General features: G+C 70.1%; 12 protein-coding genes and 1 pseudogene. 6 read left to right on the top strand and 7 right to left on the bottom strand.

Annotated elements, in window-relative coordinates; all coding sequences use genetic code 11:
• Nucleotides 1-63: 63 nt before the first annotated feature.
• On the bottom strand, nt 64-1,164 hold the full coding sequence (locus ADX84_RS10140) for a CPBP family intramembrane glutamic endopeptidase (RefSeq protein ID WP_049571142.1): 1,101 nt from the start codon (nt 1,162-1,164) through the stop codon (nt 64-66).
• Nucleotides 1,165-1,563: 399 nt separating this feature from the next.
• Between ADX84_RS10140 and pdhA the strand changes: the two genes are divergently transcribed.
• The 3 genes from pdhA to ADX84_RS10155 are packed head-to-tail and all read left to right on the top strand — an operon-like array spanning nt 1,564 to nt 5,113.
• Nucleotides 1,564-2,679 (top strand): pyruvate dehydrogenase (acetyl-transferring) E1 component subunit alpha, encoded by a 1,116-nt coding sequence (gene pdhA, locus ADX84_RS10145; protein WP_049571145.1) that lies wholly within the window; start codon nt 1,564-1,566, stop codon nt 2,677-2,679.
• A gap of 3 nt (nt 2,680-2,682) precedes the next feature.
• A complete protein-coding gene (locus tag ADX84_RS10150) occupies nt 2,683-3,663 on the top strand; it encodes an alpha-ketoacid dehydrogenase subunit beta (protein ID WP_049571150.1) in 981 nt (326 codons plus the stop codon).
• A gap of 19 nt (nt 3,664-3,682) precedes the next feature.
• On the top strand, nt 3,683-5,113 hold the full coding sequence (locus ADX84_RS10155; RefSeq protein WP_049571153.1) for a dihydrolipoamide acetyltransferase family protein: 1,431 nt from the start codon (nt 3,683-3,685) through the stop codon (nt 5,111-5,113).
• A 190-nt stretch (nt 5,114-5,303) separates the two neighbouring features.
• Here ADX84_RS10155 and ADX84_RS10160 read toward each other — a convergent pair whose 3' ends face one another.
• The gene (locus ADX84_RS10160; protein ID WP_234003905.1) at nt 5,304-7,232 is read right to left on the bottom strand and encodes a serine hydrolase; all 1,929 of its coding nucleotides are present in this window, start codon (nt 7,230-7,232) and stop codon (nt 5,304-5,306) included.
• Nucleotides 7,233-7,409: 177 nt separating this feature from the next.
• On the opposite strand from ADX84_RS10160, the gene ADX84_RS10165 reads away from it, so the two are divergent.
• Complete coding sequence (locus tag ADX84_RS10165) at nt 7,410-7,592, top strand: hypothetical protein (protein ID WP_049571158.1); 183 nt, start codon at nt 7,410-7,412, stop codon at nt 7,590-7,592.
• A gap of 30 nt (nt 7,593-7,622) precedes the next feature.
• On the opposite strand, the gene ADX84_RS10170 is transcribed toward ADX84_RS10165, so the two are convergent.
• The 3 genes from ADX84_RS10170 to ADX84_RS10180 all read right to left on the bottom strand — a co-directional run bounded on the left by ADX84_RS10170 (nt 7,623) and on the right by ADX84_RS10180 (nt 10,772).
• Nucleotides 7,623-8,555: an AEC family transporter gene (locus ADX84_RS10170; protein WP_049571161.1), complete on the bottom strand. Its 933-nt coding sequence runs from the start codon at nt 8,553-8,555 to the stop codon at nt 7,623-7,625.
• A 99-nt stretch (nt 8,556-8,654) separates the two neighbouring features.
• A complete protein-coding gene (locus ADX84_RS10175) occupies nt 8,655-9,089 on the bottom strand; it encodes a GerW family sporulation protein (protein ID WP_049571163.1) in 435 nt (144 codons plus the stop codon).
• Nucleotides 9,090-9,347: 258 nt separating this feature from the next.
• Nucleotides 9,348-10,772 carry a PQQ-binding-like beta-propeller repeat protein gene (locus ADX84_RS10180; protein ID WP_049571166.1) on the bottom strand — a complete coding sequence of 475 codons (1,425 nt, stop codon included), beginning with the start codon at nt 10,770-10,772 and terminating at the stop codon, nt 9,348-9,350.
• 427 nt (nt 10,773-11,199) lie between these two features.
• Between ADX84_RS10180 and ADX84_RS10185 the strand changes: the two genes are divergently transcribed.
• A complete protein-coding gene (locus ADX84_RS10185) occupies nt 11,200-12,555 on the top strand; it encodes a PQQ-binding-like beta-propeller repeat protein (protein WP_234003906.1) in 1,356 nt (451 codons plus the stop codon).
• Between the two features lie 40 nt (nt 12,556-12,595).
• Complete coding sequence (locus ADX84_RS10190; protein WP_234003907.1) at nt 12,596-13,921, top strand: PQQ-binding-like beta-propeller repeat protein; 1,326 nt, start codon at nt 12,596-12,598, stop codon at nt 13,919-13,921.
• 462 nt (nt 13,922-14,383) lie between these two features.
• On the opposite strand, the gene ADX84_RS10195 is transcribed toward ADX84_RS10190, so the two are convergent.
• Both ADX84_RS10195 and ADX84_RS26295 read right to left on the bottom strand, forming a co-directional pair.
• Nucleotides 14,384-15,490 carry a hypothetical protein gene (locus ADX84_RS10195; protein WP_049571170.1) on the bottom strand — a complete coding sequence of 369 codons (1,107 nt, stop codon included), beginning with the start codon at nt 15,488-15,490 and terminating at the stop codon, nt 14,384-14,386.
• Nucleotides 15,491-15,922: 432 nt separating this feature from the next.
• Nucleotides 15,923-16,833 (bottom strand): annotated as a pseudogene (locus ADX84_RS26295) (serine/threonine protein kinase); the annotation flags it as partial.

Raw genomic sequence — 16,833 nt, forward strand, 5'->3', positions numbered from 1 at the left:
ACGCACCGGCAGCGACCCGGAGTCGGCACCGGTGCATTCTCCGTGTTCGGAACCAGCGACGCTTCAGGGGCCCCAGGTGCCGTTTTCCTCCGCCCGCCCGGATTCCCCGTCACCCGCCGTTCCTGAGGTATCCGGCGCCGGGCCAGCCGTGGCCCGGGGGTGCTCCGTCGGGGTCAGCTCCGGCCCCGTCCGCCTGGTGCGGAACCAGACCACGGCCGTGATCGCCACCAGCAGCACGCACGGAACCAGCATCGCCGCCGACCCGGCCCCCGTGGAGCGGTCGAAACCCTCGGCGAAGTCGCTGCGCAGGACGACCGACAGCAGGAAGGCGACCGTGTTGTTCACCGCGTGGATGACCACCGCGATCTCCAGGCCCCCCGTGCGCCACGTGATCAGGCTCAGGGCCACGCCCATCGTGAAGTAGTACAGGTTGAGCCACGGGTCGAGCGCCAGGTGCGCCGACGTGAACAGCAGGCTCGACACCACGACGCCCAGCGCCAGCGCCGTGCGCGGCCCCCGGCCCCAGCTCGCGGCCACCCGGAAGGCCAGACCGCGGAACCCGTACTCCTCACCGGCCGACTGGAGCGGCGCCAGCAGCAGGGTGAGGGCGAAGATCGCGACGATGTCCCGGAACGGCCAGTCCGCCTCGGGGACGGACGGACCCACCACGGTGAAGACGGCCATGTAGAGCGTCCAGAGCGGCAGGATCACCAGGAGCGCCCGGCCGAAGACCTCCATGCGGAAGAGCGACAGCACGGAGTGCAGCGAGGCGCCGCGAACGCCGTAGAGCCACCGCTGGATCAGCATGCTCCACGGGAGGAGGAGGGCGAGGCCGAGCAGGGTCGCGCCGTGGAGCACCGGCGTGTACTCGTCGCCGCCGGTCATCAGGCTGTCCCGGCCGAGCAGCAGGTCGACGACCATGCCCAGGATCGCGAACCCGAAGGAGAAGACCAGCATTCCGCCCATGAGGAGCGCGAGCGCTGCGATCCCCCGCCAGATCTGACGCTTCTCGGTGGCCAGGACCCGGTGGTACTCCCGCCCCGGGGGAACCGGGCGTGGACCGCGACGCTTCCTCCGGCCCGCCGGAGTCGCGGCTGGGTGGGGCCCGGGCAGGGGCGGGACCGGTGCGGGGCGCGGGGGTGTGTGGTCGTCTTCGGGGTGCATACTCCGAACCTAGGTCCGCGGCCCCCGCGCGGGGCAGTCTCCGGAATCACGCGTTTTCGCTGCGGATCACACTGCCCGCCGTATGACAGGTGTCATCCCGCGCGCCGGATCGAGGCCCTGGCGGAGGCGAATCGCCCTGTTGAGGACAAGTTGCCACAAAGTAGTTGGAAGACCTTGTAAAAGCTAGGAAGCCCTGGTAGTTGCGCTGTGGCCAGGGTTCGGGATCATGGGTCGGGCAGGGGAAAAGGTGTCGCTGGGGGCTTGCGCTCTCCATAGTGAGTTCTGTCACGATATGGGGAGGGCTGTCCGCACCCGCCCAACACCCCGGGTGGACGGACCGTGATCCGGCCGATCAGCGTTCACCCACGCGAAGTCGGCCCCGAGAACCCGAGGAGCGACGTGTCGCACATCGCCGCGCACGAGGAACCGGAGCTCATTCAGCTCCTGACACCGGAAGGGGAGCTGACCCAGCACCCCGACTACCCCCTGGACATCAGCGCGGAGGAGATCCGCGCGCTCTACCGTGATCTGGTCCTGGTCCGCCGGGTCGACAGCGAGGCGATCACCCTCCAACGCCAGGGCGAACTGGGCCTGTGGGTCTCGCTGCTGGGTCAGGAGGCCGCGCAGATCGGCTCCGGACGCGCGCTCCGCGAGGGCGACATGGCCTTCCCCTCCTACCGTGAGCACGGCGTCGCCTGGTGCCGCGGGATCCAGCCCAGGGAACTGCTCAGCATGTTCCGCGGGGCCAGCAACGGAGGCTGGGACCCGCACGAGCACGGCTTCCACCTGTACACGATCGTCATCGGCAGCCAGGCGCTGCACGCCACCGGCTACGCCATGGGCGTCCAGCGCGACGGCGCGGTCGGTGAGGACGGCACCGCCGTCATCTCCTACTTCGGGGACGGGGCCACCAGCCAGGGCGACACCAACGAGGCGTTCAACTTCGCGTCGGTGAACAACGCCCCCGTGGTCTTCTTCTGCCAGAACAACCAGTGGGCCATCTCCGAGCCGCTGGAGCGCCAGTCCCGCGTGCCGATCTACCGGCGCGCCGCGGGCTTCGGCTTCCCGGGCATGCGCGTGGACGGCAACGACGTCCTCGCCTGCCTCGCGGTCACCCGCGCCGCCCTGGAGAACGCGCGGACCGGGAACGGACCCACGCTGGTCGAGGCGTTCACCTACCGGATGGGCGCCCACACGACCAACGACGACCCCAACCGCTACCGGGACAAGGCCGAGCTCGACGAGTGGAAGGCCAAGGACCCGATCCTGCGCGTCCGCCGCTACCTGGAGCTCAACGGCCTCGCCGACGACGCCTTCTTCGCCTCGATCGAGGAGGAGGCCGACAGCGTCGGCGAGACGGTGCGCGCCCAGTGCCGCACCATGCCCGACCCCGAGCCGCTGGACATCTTCCACGAGGTCTACGCCGAGCCCAACGTCCACATCGACCAGCAGCGGTCCGAGTTCGCCGACTACCTGTCCTCCTTCGAGGGTGCGGGCGCGGAAGGGGGCCGCTAGGCCATGGGAACCAACCTCACCATCGGCAAGGCCATCAACGCCGGCCTGCGCGCCGCCATGGAGCACGACCCCAAGGTCCTCATGATGGGCGAGGACGTCGGCAAGCTCGGCGGCGTCTTCCGGGTCACCGACGGCCTCCACAAGGACTTCGGCGCCGACCGGGTCATCGACACCCCGCTGGCCGAGTCCGGCATCGTCGGCACCGCGATCGGCATGGCCATGCGCGGCTACCGGCCCGTGGTGGAGATCCAGTTCGACGGGTTCTTCTTCCCCGCCGCGAACCAGACCTTCACCCAGCTCGCCAAGATGCGCCGCCGCTCGGCGGGCAAGCTCGCCATGCCCGTCGTCATGCGCATCCCCTACGGCGGCGGGATCGGCGCGGTGGAGCACCACAGCGAGTCCCCCGAGGCCTACTTCCAGCACACCGCCGGTCTGCGCGTGGTCACCGTCGCCAACCCGGAGGATGCCTACTGGATGATCCAGCAGGCCATCCGCTCCGACGACCCGGTCATCTTCCTGGAGCCCAAGCGGCGCTACTACGAGAAGACCGAGGTCGACACCGAGGCCTCCATCGAGGAGGTCACGCCGATGGGCGCGGCCCGGATCGCGCGCCCCGGCACCGACTGCACGCTGCTGGCGTACGGCCCCATGGTCAAGACCGCACTCCAGGCGGCCGAGGCCGACACCGAGCACTCCATCGAGGTCGTCGACGTGCGCTCGCTCGCGCCGGTCGACTACGCGACCATCACCGAGTCGGTGAAGCGCACCGGCCGACTGGTCGTGGCGCACGAGGCCACGCTCACCGGCGGCCCCGGCGCGGAGATCGCCGCCCGGGTCACGGAGGAGTGCTTCTACCACCTGGAGTCGCCGGTCATCCGCGTGGCCGCGTTCGACACCCCCTACCCGCAGTCCAGGCTGGAGGAGCACTACCTGCCGGACCTGGACCGGGTCCTGGACGGCGTCGACCGGGCGTTCGCGTACTAGATCGGGGATACCGCAAGACATGGCGATTCAGAAGAGCACGCCCGCGGTTGACGGCGTGCACGCGTTCAAACTGCCCGACGTCGGTGAGGGCCTGGTCGAGGCCGAGCTCCTGACCTGGTACGTCAAGCCGGGCGACACGGTGGCCGACGGCCAGATGGTCTGTGAGATCGAGACGGCCAAGGCCGTGGTGGAGCTGCCCTGCCCGTTCTCCGGGACGGTCCGGGAACTGCTGGCCGCCGAGGGCGAGACGGTGGAGGTCGGCTCGGTGATCATCACCGTGGACGACGGCACCGGAGGCTCCGGCTCCGGCTCCGGCTCCGGCGCGGGCTCCGACTCCCGCTCCGGCGACGCCGCCGACACCGCGGAGGAGGCCGCCCCCGAGGCGGCCGAGACCGAGGCCCGTGAGAAGCCCCTGGTGGGCTACGGCGAGAAGGCCGCCGCCACGCAGCGCCGAGCCCGCCGACGTCCGACCCCCTCGGGCCCGGTGTCGCCGCCCGCGCCCAGGCCCACCGAGCCCGCACCGACGGCTGTTCCCGCGTCCGGGCGGCCGTTGGCCAAGCCGCCGATCCGCAAGCTGGCCAAGGACCTCGGGGTGGACCTCGGCGCGGTCGCGCCCACCGGCAGGGACGGGATCGTGACCCGTGATGACGTGCGCGCCGCCGCTGGCGGCGAGGCCACGGCCGCTCCGGTCTCCTCCGAAGAGACGGCCGTCGTCCCGCAGACCGCGTCCACGACGGACCGGTCCGCCCGCGAGCGGCGCGTCCCGATCAAGGGCGTGCGCAAGCACACCGCCGCGGCCATGGTGAACAGCGCGTTCACCGCGCCGCACGTGACCGAGTTCCTCCAGGTGGACGTCACCAGGACGATGAGGGCGGTGGCCCGGCTGCGCGAGCGCCGCGACTTCGCCGACGTCCGGGTGTCCCCGCTCCTGCTGGTGGCCAAGGCCCTGCTCATGGCGGTCCGCCGCCACCCGGAGGTCAACTCCTCCTGGGACGAGGAGGCCCAGGAGATCGTGGTCAAGGACTACGTGAACCTGGGGATCGCGGCCGCCACCGAGCGCGGTCTGGTGGTGCCCAACATCAAGGACGCCGACGCCCAGACCCTCCCGGAGCTGGCGGCGTCACTCAAGGCGCTCACCGACACGGCGAGGTCGGGGAAGACGAGCCCGGCCGACATGTCCGGCGGCACCATCACCATCACCAACGTCGGTGTGTTCGGGGTGGACGCCGGAACGCCGATCATCAACCCCGGTGAGGCCGCCATCCTCGCCTTCGGGCAGATCCGCGACATGCCGTGGGTGCACAAGGGCGAACTGAAGATCCGCAAGGTGACGACCCTGTCGCTCTCCTTCGACCACCGGCTGGTCGACGGGGAACTGGGCTCCAAGTTGCTGCGCGACGTCGGCACCGCGTTGGAGGACCCGGAGCTGACCGCCCTGGCCTGGGGGTAGTCGAAGAGTGAGAGGCCGGTGCGGCCGGGGGAGACTCCCCGGCCGCACCGGCCTTCGCGTGCGTGCCGTCGCCGCGTCCGTGGACGGGCCCGCCCCCAAGGGGGTGGGGGCGGGCCCTACACAGAGGTGTTCCCGCCACGGGGGCGTGACCAACCCTTGACCCCCGCTTTTTCCGAGGCCGGGGCGGGCCTCAGGCGAAGGGCCAGACCAGACCGTACTGGGCGCCCACCGCGACGACCACCAGCGCGGCCACCGGCAGCAGCGAGTAGTGGACCCGGCGCACCGGGCCCCACCAGCCCCGTACCCAGGCGGTGACCGCGAACCCGGCGGTGACCAGGGTCAGCGGGACGGCCAGCCCCAGTGGGAGGGAGAGTGCGGTCGAGTCGCCGAGCAGCCACTCCTGGAGCCGGTTCAGGTCCACGACCGCGTAGACCACCAACCCGACCCCGACCAGGCACGCGAGGGCGGTGAGCCCGGCGGAGACGGCGGCGGCGATCCGCGCCGCCCCTTCCGGGCGGCGGAGCCGGACGGCCCCGCTGAGCAGGAGCAGCAGGGAGACGGCGACGGCGACCAGGTGCACGCCGGGGCCGCCCCACGCGGGGACGCGGTCGTAACCGCTGGTGGGGTTGGCCTCCAGGTACACGGCCACGGCCCGGCCGTCCTCGACCACGAACGCGAGCCGCTCCCCGCCGTCCGCTGTCTCGAACACGTCGTTCCCCACGGGAAGCCAGTGCTCCTCCGGCATGATGGCTCCCCGTACGTTCAGGGCGCCGTCGCCCGCGTCCCGCACCGTGACGTTGTCGAAGAGCGTGACGATGCGCCCGCTCCCCGTGTTGGGGCGTCGCGTGGTCACGTAGCTGCCGGTGTAGACGCTCGTGTCCACCGTGGCCGTGTCGGTCGCGTCCGTGCGTTCGGCGCTGGTCCCGTTGTCCCCGGCCGGGGCGAAGGTGTCGGCGAATTCGTTCAGGACGGCGAAGCGCAGGTCGTGGAGGGGGTTGTCCCCGGCGTCGGGGCCCGCGTCGTCACCGTTGACGGCCACGAAGACCCCGGCGTCGGTCCCGGGCACGATCAGGTAGCCGGTGTGCAGGCCGTCCAGGTCACCGCCGTGGCCCACGCTGCGGGGCGGTCCGGTCCGGTACTCGTAGGTCCCGTAGCCCATGGCCGTGGTGTCCGGGTGGACCTCGAACTGGCGGTCGAGCATGGCCGAGGTCCAGTCGGGGCCGAGCACGCGCTCGCCGTCCAGCTCCCCGCCGCCGAGCAGCGCCAGCATGAACCGCGCCATGTCGTCGTCGGTGGTCACCGCGGCACCGGCGGGGACCAGCGGGATGTGGGGGTAGGGCACCGGAGAGCCGTCGGGCCGGTGCCCGGTGACGAGGTCGGTCTCGTCGTGGAGCTGGCCGAACCGGGTGCCGTCCATGCCCAGCGGCGCGAACACGTTCCGTTCCACGTACTCCTCGAACGGAACGCCGCTGACCTCCTGGACCACGAACCCGGCGAGCCCGGTCCCGTAGTTGGAGTAGGCGGTGAACCGGCCGGGCGGGAAGACGCGGTCGGGGGTGTTGTCCCGTAGGAACTCCGCCAGGCCGCGCTGGTTCCCGGTGTCCTCGGGGTCGTCCATCTCGGTGCGCTCGTCGAACCCGGGGCTGTGGGTGAGCAGGTGGTGGAGGGTGACGGGCTGGCCCTCGTGGGTGTCCGGGACCCGCAGGTCCTCGGGCAGGTACGTGTTCACGTCCTCGTGCAGGTCCACCTCGCCCCGTTCGGCCAGCTGGAGGACGGCCACGGCGGTGAAGGACTTCGCGACGGACGCGGTGGGGATGCCGTGTACCTCCGGGTCCAGGGGCGTTCCGGTGGAGAGGTCGGCGACCCCGTGCGCGGCGGAGGCCAGCGGTGCGCCGTCCCCGACCACGGAGACCACCACGCCGGGGGCTCCGTGCCGTTCCAGGAGCTCGGGGACGCGTTGGTCGACGAACTCCTCGGCGGAGTCCCTGGTGAGTCCGAGGGAAGGGGGCGGGGGCGCGGCTGGCTCCGCGCTCGCGACGGCGGCCGGGGCCAGAGCCAGGGTCGCGGCTGCGGCGAGGCAGAGCGGGACGGAGAGGAAACGGGAGACGGATACGGGCACGGAGGGCTCCAAGCGGGCTGTTCGGTGTCAGCACCAACGCTAGGAATTCGGCCCGTCAGGGGCACTGGCGCTCGTGACCCTCCTCCCGGTACGGCCAGCTGTAGTACGGCTCCCGGTTCACGACGACAGCCCGTTAGCTTCCAGCTCCTGGAACCCGACCCTGCCCTGACCCATTACGTGACCCAGCCGGGCTTCGGCGGACAGAGCCACGCCGAAACGCGGGAGGGGGTCCACGAGATCCAGCCCGGCGACGATCACCAGCGCATCGCGGTCCTCGACGTCCCACCCGTTGAGGTGGAGGCGCTGACCCCGCGAGCGGGCTCGTCCGGCGGGCTCGAGGACGTCCCCCTCACCGGGTGAGCCCGCACCGGTCGTGCTCCCGGCGCAGGCTCAGCCCAGCAGGAAGGTGATGGCGAACAGGACCGGCACCGTGAGGAAGGTGGTCAGCAGGATCACCTCACGCGTGAGGGTCTCACCGGTCCGGTACAGGGTGGCGTAGTTGTACACGTTCTGAGCCGTCGGCAGGGCCGCCAGGACCACCACCGAGAACAGGGCGGCGCCCTCCAGCCCGAACGCCAGGGAGCCCAGCGCCCAGGCGGTCAACGGCAGCCCGATCGACTTCAGGGCCACCGCCAACAGAACGGGGACCTGGTCGGGCCCGGCACGGCCCGGCAGGGAGCTGCCGTGCAGGGAGATCCCGAAGGCCAGGAGCATCGCCGGGACGGCCATGCCGCCGATCAGCTCGAAAGGCTCCATCAGGGGAGCGGGTGGATCCCAGCCCGAGGCGGAGAGCGCGACCCCGGCGATGGAGGCGATCACCACGGGGTTGCGCACGGGGGTGCCCAGGGAGCGCCGGAGCACCGGCCAGAAACCCCGCACACTCCCGTTGGCCAGGTCCAGCACGGTCAGGGAGACCGGGGCCAGCACCAGCAGCTGGAAGAGCAGGATCGGGGCGACCAGCGAGGCGTCCCCGAGTACGTAGACGGAGATCGGGATGCCCAGGTTGCCCGCGTTCACGTACGAGGCGCCCAGCACACCCACGGTGGTGCGGCCGACGCCCCAGCGCCGGACGACCCCCAGCACGAGGAAGGCGAGCGCGACGATCACCACGCTGAGCACGCTCACCAGGACCGGACCCGAAACCAGGATGGACAGGTCGGTCCGCGCGAGGATCGTGAACAACAGAGCGGGGCTGGCGATGAAGAACGCCAGCTTGCTGAGGACCTCCCTGGCCCCCGGACCGAGCAGGGGTATTCGCCCGAGCATGTAGCCGATGACGACAATGCTGGCGATGACGCCGAACCCGACGATGACCCCGGACAAGGAACGCCCTCCGAACAACCGTGCGGCCGCGACCCGCCGAGGCTAACGGAGTCCGCTCGGAAGCGAAACGGTCCACGTCACACCACGGAAAGTGACCGTTCAGTGCTCCTGGCAGCACTCCTGCCGGGTCTGGAGGGCGGCCACCATCCTGCGGCGACGGGACTCCCTGACCGAGACGGAGACGATGCGGGTGACCGCGACGGCGGTGATCACGGCCAGCGGGATGGCCAGCGCGGTGGCCGGTTGGCGGATGGGGCGGAAACCGGCGCCCTCGGGGCCCACCACCAGGAAGCCCGAGGGGCGCACCCGCGTGAAGCCCACGCCGCCTGCGCCGTCACCGCCGAAGAACGGGAGGTTGCCGGTGCCGCCGCCCATGGTGCTCAGGCTGCTGACCCGGGCGACGGGGACCACCGTGGTCGCGCCCGAGGTCACCGGGGCACCGAAGGCCGTGGCGGACCCGGCCACGGCGCGGGTGTTGTCGAGCAGCGACGTCAGCGTGGCCATGGTGCCGCGCTGTTTCCTTGTCCTGGGCATCCGAGGTGTCCTCTCCCTGGGGTCGCGGGATTTCACGCTATATGCGGCACCCTCCGAACGCGGTAAGGATGGCGCCAATGGTGTGTCCGCGTCAGGAGGTGGGGCTCTGCGAGGCCCGGGCGCGTGATGTCGGATCGCGCCCCCGGACTCATCGAACGTGCCGAGGGAGACCAACCCCTGATCTCCGTACTCGCACCTTCCGATTCGAAGTCGCCTGTGAACAGGGGTGTACGAAGCGGGAGCTGGTCGGAACAGCCACTACGGAACCACACCCACGAGACGACGCGGGCTGCCCGTCACCTTCTCCTGCACCACCAGTGCGCCCGGGGCGACGGTCATGTCAGCCGGGTCGATGAACTGGCCCGAGGGACTCCCGTCCTCCTTGTAGTCCTGCTCGACCCGGACACCGAGGTCGATCACACGGGACTCGTCCTCCTCGTCGACCACCAGGCGCGCCTCGCCCCAGACGGATTCATCAGGATCGCGGGAGTGCTTGGTCCGGTTCACGTCCAGCCAGACGATCGCCTCCTCAAGGGGCAAGACGAACGCCCGCCACTGGCGCTCCAACGGTGCGGAGGCTCGGATCGTCCTGTGGGTGTCCCCTGAGAAGTCGGTGAATCTGTACTCCAGCTCGTCCTCGTCTGTCTGCCGGATCTCGTTCACCACGGAGTCCTCCAGAACACCGATGACAGCGCCCTCCCGCTCTGAGAAGAATGCTTCCTCGGTCAAGCGCTCCCCCGTGACGGGGTCGAGTATCCACTCCTCGCCATGCGGACCGGGGGTCACCGCGATCACCGCGCGCGAAACCGGCTGGACACTCAGCTCGACCGGGTGGAGATCAACGGGGGCGTCCCTGTCGATCTCATGGCGCCAGAGCTCCTCTCCCGAAACGGAGTCAAGACCGAGCAGGACAACGGTGTGCTCCTGCCGCTCTGCGGTCTCGTCGAGGGACTCGATGTCCTCGTCCATGAAGTTGCCGGAAATGATGACCGTTTGACCCGAGGCGACCACCCCCTTGGGATGAAAGTTCCGCCCCTCCTGCCCTTCTCCTCGGAGGTCGGTGAGACTCCACCTCTCGTCGCCGGTCTCCAGATCGAGCGAGAACACACCGTCTCTCTCATCGTTCACGTCGCGGTAGACGATCCGGGACGAGTCGGAGAGCAGACCCAGATGCTCTGGCATGGGGGACAACGTCGTGATGTTCCCGGGAACCTGTTCCTCAGCGGTGAAGTCCTCCACATGGGATCCGAGTTCCTCGCCCGTGTCGGAGCCGAGGAGCACGACGTCGTGCGGGACGGCCGCGGCTTCGGAATCCTCGTCGACGGGGTAGGCGAGCGCGACACGCTCTCCGCTCGCCGTGACGTTCGCGTCCGTCACCGCCTCGCCGACTCGTCGGTATCGCCAGAGCTCCTCCCCGGTGTCGCCCTGCAGGGCGATGACCCCGTCCGAGACGGTCACGACCACACCGAGAGGGAAGGGACGTACGTCGACGATGTCGGTTTCCTCAGGTGCCTCCCAGTCCCATCCCACGGAAGACAGGCTTCTGGGGAGGTCAAGCGGGTCTGCGATCCCTTGGAACACCGAATGGTCGATCTCGCTCTCCTCCCAGGCCCCGGGCATCAGCGAACACGATGAGAGCAGAAGAGTCAGCGCCGTCACGGACAGAATTCTGGTCGATTCCATATCCGCTCCTCAGAGGTCGTGTGGGAGTCGAGGTTGGGGGTGTCGAGACCGATGGAGGCCGAATGTGGGGCTGTTCCGGGTGTGGTGAGGTACCGGCCGAACGTGACTTCACCGATGCCTACTATGGGATTCCCTGAGGGGAATCTGCGTCTGAACAGGTGTGCATGGCGAGGATATGGCCCCGGGGGAGGCGAACGCGGAGTTCCTTTCCTGGGAGAAGGGCGGGCCGCGTCGGGGCTCGTCTCCCAGCTGAGCACGTCGTGTCCCGTGCCCATGACTTGCTGGGCGATGACCGGTTCCTTGCGGTCCCCGGGGCCGTGACGCTTGTGGAGCGAACCGAGGGAGACGGCGCCGGGGCCACCGTTCTGGGGTTCCGATGAATGACCGCCATGTGTCCTGAGCCGGGCAGCGCAAGGAGTGGGAGAGCATGACGAGAAGCTGGCAATCCCTCCGGTGGGCGAGCGCTGGAGTGGCCGTGGTGTTCCTGGTCCCCCTTGGGGCCTGTTCGGTGCTGGGGTTCGGGGGTGTCTCGGTGAGCCACCAGGAGTTGGACGGTGAGTGGTCGGACGCCGCCGTGCCCGGAACTGTGTCGGAGCTGGCGTGGGAGTGGACCGCCGAGGGGTACACGGGTGACCTGGGGGTGACCGCGCTGCCCGGGGGCGTGCTCCTGCGCATGTCGCACGGTGTCGTCGCGCTGGACGGTGTGACCGGTGAGGAGCGGTGGAGCTTCGTCGTGCAGGGCGAGGACGTCCCCGTACGGACGGACGTGCCCTCGTCCGGTGAGCGGGTCCACGTGCTCTACCCGGAGGAGGCCCCGGGCGAGGAGTCCGGGGGCGCCGACGGAGACGACTCGGCGGGTGTCCCCGGTCGCAGGGTCGTTCTCGACGGAGTGACCGGCGAGATCGTCGGCGACCTGGAGGAGGAGATCACCGGCGACATCGAGGAGCTGGGGGTCTTCGACGTCGGGACCGCTACGGACGCCGGCCTCTTCGAACTGGGTTCCGAGCCGCTGCTGAGCGGTCGCATGCTCTCGGACCAGGACGGTTCGGAGCTGTGGCGGACCGAGGACCTGTTCACGTGTGACGGCGGGAGTGTGGACCGGGCCGATCGCCCGGTGGTCTTCACCGAGGCGCTGGTGGTGCGCGCGGAGTGCGGCACGGACGTGACCGAGCTGGTCGCCCTGGACCCCGAGGACGGAGAGGTTCTCTGGAATCTCGAGGGCGCGGGAGCGCGCCCCTCCGCCGATTCGGTGCGTGCAGTGGGAGACCTGCTCGCCCTGGACCAGGGCGGGGACGGTTACTGGGGCGAGGAGTTCGCAGAGGCGGTCGTGCTCGACCCGGTCACGGGTGAGGTCGTGGGCGACGCGGCGGGGACCGGCGAGGACTGGTACCCGGCGCGCACGTTCGGGAACGGGTTCCTCGTGTCGCGGCGCGAGTCCGGGGCGGACGCTGTCGGTTACGAGCTGCGCCGATTCGACGGCCGGGTCTCGGCCACCGCGGAACGGGCGGTGGAGACGTCGTCGCCCGGGGCGTACGTGATCGCCCTCGAAGACGCGGTGGTCAAGTTCGCGGATTCGGGAGACGGGGGGCCGATGGTCAGCGTCGCTCCTTGGGAGGGAAGCGAACCGTTCGATGTGGATGTGCCCGAATCCACCGATGTCGCTCTGCCTTCGGGGACCAGGCAGGCGGAGGGTCGGTTCGAGGCCGTCCCCGGCGCCGTGGTTCTGGTCGACCTGAGCGGCGCCGAGGGTGAGGGGGTCAAGGTGCTCGGCTTTGGTGAGTAGGCCCCGACCGTTTCTCCGGTGGGCGAGCGCTGGAGTGGCCGTGGTGTTCCTGGTCCCCCTCGGGGCCTGTTCGGTGCTGGGCTTCGGGGGTGTCTCGGTCAGCCACCAGGAGTTGGACGGTGAGTGGTCGGACGCCGCCGTGCCGGGGTCGATCTCCGAGGTGGCGTGGGAGTGGACCGCTGAAGGTCACTGGGGGGATGTGGAGGTGACCCCCCTCCCGCGCGGTGCCCTGGTGCGTACGGCTCGGGGAGTGGTGGCCCTGGACGGGGTGACCGGTGAGGAGCGGTGGAGTTTCACCGTGGACGACGAGGGTGTCCGTGCGTTGACGGACGTGTCCTCCTCCGGGGAGCGGGTTCACGTGATGTACCCGAAGGAAGCACCGGACGAGGAGTTCGGGGCGGCCGACGACGAGGAGGGGTCCGTCCCTCCGGTCGAGTGGCGGCGTGTGGTCCTGGACGGAGTCAGCGGTGAGGTCGTCGGCGACTTCGCGGAGCCGATCGCCCCCGACGTCGAGAAGCCAGGGCCCTTCAACGTGGGTGTCGCTGGCGACGGGGGTGTCTTCCACTTGGAGGCCAGTGACGGGCTCTCGGGGGCGATGCTCTCGGACGAGGACGGATCCGAGCTGTGGCGGACCGAGGACCTGTTCACGTGTGAGGGATCTAAGGTGCACCGGGCTGACCGGCCGGTGGTGTTCTCCGACGCGGTGGTCGTACGAGCGGGCTGCGGTTCGCTCGACGCCGAGCTGATCGCTCTGGACCCTGGGGACGGGTCGGTTCTGTGGCAGCTGGAGGGTGAGGAAGCAGCGTTCCTGATCTCCGAACGCCGTTCCGTGCGTGGGGCGGGTGAGGTGCTTCCCGTGTACCACGACCAGGGGTCGTCGTATCAGGACGAACAGTTCAGCGAGAGGTACGTGTTCGATCCGGTCACGGGTGGGGTCGTGGGTGACGCGACAGGGCTCGAGGAAGAAGAGCACCATTACCTGGTTCGCACGCTTGAAGACGGGTTCCTCGTCGCCCAGCGCGCTCCTTCTGTCAAGGCCGCCGGTTACGAGTTGCGCCGGTTCGACGGCCGGACCCTGGCCACCGAGGAGCGGGCGGTGCCCACGGCGTCGATCAGTAGCTACGTGCTGGCTCTGGAGGACGCGGTGGTCAAGCTCGAGTCGGAGGACCCGGAGACTCCGGTCAACGTCGCTCCCTGGGGTGGCGGCGAGGTGCACCGGATCGATCTCCCGGAGCCGGTCAAGGCGGCCGGTTACTTCCAGGCCAGGCAGCCGGAGGGGCAGTTCGAGGCCGTTCCCGGGGCCGTGGTGCTGGTCGACCTGGCTGACTCCCAGGGCCAGGGGGTCAGGGTCATCGGATTCCGCTGACCGGATCCGCGCCCCCGGCTGGCCTCCGGCTGCTGAGGGACCTGTCCGGCGCGATCCGCCTGTGGCGGCGGGCCTCCTTCACCGACACGGCGACGGTGTCGGCCGCCGCGACCGCAGTGACGCCGAACAGCGGGATCGACAGGACTGCGGCGGGCAGGCTGATGTGGCGAAGGGGCGTGGGTCAGGGCTTATGACCAGGAACCCGACGGGCGCGCCCAGGCGGGGCTGATCCCTCTGGCCCCTGTCTCCGTCGGAGTACGGTGATCCCCGTGTGTCGCCTCCTACGTGGCGGAGGCGGCTGCTGCGAGGGTGTTGTCGAGCAGCGACGTCAGCGTGGCCATGGCGCCGCGCTGTTTCCTTGTCCTTGGCATCCGAGGTGTCCTCTCCCTGGGGTCGCGGGATTTCACGCTATATGCGGCACCCTCCGAACGCGGTAAGGACGGCGCCCGTGGTGTGTCCGCGTCAGGAGGTGGGGCTCTCCGAGGGGGCGTCCGGCTCGGTGGGCGGTTCCTGGGACCACCGCACCGCGAGGGGCCAGCCGTCCATGGAGGTGTCGTGGTAGCGAGGGAACGCCTCCTCGGTCTCCGTCACCGCCCCCTCCTCCACGTCCACCCGGAACCACGCCTCCTCGGTCTGGAGCAGGATCGCGTCCCGCTCGGGTGCCAGCGTGTACTGCACAACGGGACTCGAGACGTCCTCCAGCAGCCGAGTGACGCTGTGGCCCTGGCCCTCGACCTCCAGCAGGTAGGCGCCCTGAGGGCCCTCCCCGTCGCCGTCCGGCTGGAGCAGGGCCTGTTCACCGCCCCAGACCGGTGCGTCGTCGAAGGTCTGCCACTGCTCGCCCCCGGTGTTGAGGGTGGCGTTCACTACGGTGCCGTTGGTCGAACGCACCACGAGGCTGCCCTCGCCGCCCGCGATCTGCTGGGTGGGGACACTGTTACGGATGTGCAGGGAGCCATCCGGAGTGATCGTCCAGTCGCTGGGCCGCTGCCCCTCCCCGAGAGCGAGGCTGCCCTCCTGGTTGGGGGTGCCGCCGGGCGCCTCCAACGGGACCGACTTGACCTGCGGCGGCTGCCCCTGGCCCTGCGCGGAGACGTACCAGAGCCGTTCCCCGTGGATCACCGGGTCCGACAGCTCCTCCTCACCGGAAGCCTGGATCGTCTCGACGGGCTGGTAGGTGAACTCCTCACCCTCCTCGGCTTCCTGGGGGTCGGTCAGACCCGCCAGGTGCACGGCGTTGGGTTCGTTCGTGACGAAGGCGAAGTACTGCCAGTCCTCGGAGAACCGCTTGTGCACCGGAACCGCGGGCGCCATCGGGTCCACCGCCCCGTCGGGCAGGTCGATCCGCTGGAGGGGAGCGCCGGTGTCGGGATCGTGGAAGACCAGCACCTGCTCGGTCTCAGGGTCGCCGCCCTCGAACCCCCGGTGCACCAGGGCGAGCCCCACCAGACCGTCCTCGGTGAGCGCCTCGACCGTCTCCGGCTCGCCGTCCGAGGACCCGGAGGAGGATTCGCACGCCGTCACGGCGAGGAGGCACACAGCAGAGGTCAAGGCGAGTGAACGCCGCATGGATCGCCTTTCGGGGGAGCGGAGCGGGGTGGTTCCAGGGTGTGGGATCACCGGAGACACGTCACGGTTCTCCCCGATCCTCACGTTATCCGAGCGCCCCGTCTCGAGGGATCGGTGCCCGGCCCCTCGGGCGCCGATCCCGATTCGTCAGTCGGAGCAGGAAATCCCAGGTCATCCGGTGCCGCACTGCACGTACCCAAGGGTCCCTTCCGTGCATTCGCCCTTCGCGCCGCAGGTCGCCTCATCTGCGTTCATGTAACTCCACCACATGAACGGCCAGTATTGGCCGGTCCCGGTTCGATCACCATTCGACATCGGAATGGCGGGTGGAGCGCACGCGAGGTCGGCGTTTCCTCGCGGTCAGAGGCCTGCGGCCCGAGAGCCGTGTTCCGCCAGCGCATGTGCTGAGCCGTGTCCTCGGGCGACGGATCGTCAGTCGTCGGAACTCGGAGAAGGGGACGGCGAGGGAGCAGCCTCGTCCTCCTCCTCTTCTTCCTCTTCCTCCGCAGCCTCCTCCTCGGCCTGGCGTTCGGCTTCCGCGGCCCGCTCCGCCGCGCGGGACGTGCAGAGCTCTTCCGCGGACGCCGCAGCGCCGTCGACCGCGACGACGGTGAAGCAGTACTCGCCCTGGGTGTCGTCCGTGGGGACATGCGCGGTCACGGCGCCCGGTCCGGTTCTGGCCAGAGTCGCCGGAGTGTGCCCCTGGGGGCCGCCCACCACGAAGTACGAACCGGTACCGCCGGTGTGGTCGCTCCAGGACAGGGTGATCGCGCTGAGCGTGTCCTCAAGCCTGACGTCGGACGGAGGGCTCCCCTCGGGCAGCGGTGAGGGAGCCGCCACCGGCTCCGAAGACGCCTCTTCCGCGGGCTTGGCCTCGGGCTCCTCACTCGCCACGGTCTCCGCCTCGGGTGGGACGGGGCTCCTGGCGGCGAACGCGCTTCCCACGGCGGTGACCAGGAGGACTCCACAGACCGTGACACCGATGTGCATCTGCTTGCGCCACCGTGGGGACTCATGGGGTGTGGAGAGCGAGTCCCATTCGGGATCCGATGACCGCTCCTCGGTGACTTCGTCGGTCGGCAGGTACGCGGAGTCCGCGTCGCCCTTCCACCCTTCGAGGCGGGCCCAGGCGCGCAGCGGGGAGACCTCCTCTCCGCGCAGCTTCGCCATCATGAGGTCGGCGGTGCTGTTGGGAGAGGCCTCGGGTGCCGCGCCGTGGCGTTCCCGTTCCTCGGGAGTGGGAAGCGGCCGCTGGGGCGGGCGCAGACTCGAAGCGCTGGCCAGGCGGGACCTGTCCTCCGGCGGGGTGGAGGGAGGCTGGACGGGGCCGGTCTCCGCGGGGG

It is taken from the genome of Nocardiopsis sp. SBT366, assembly GCF_001083815.1.
Taxonomy (GTDB): Bacteria; Actinomycetota; Actinomycetes; order Streptosporangiales; family Streptosporangiaceae; genus Nocardiopsis; species Nocardiopsis prasina.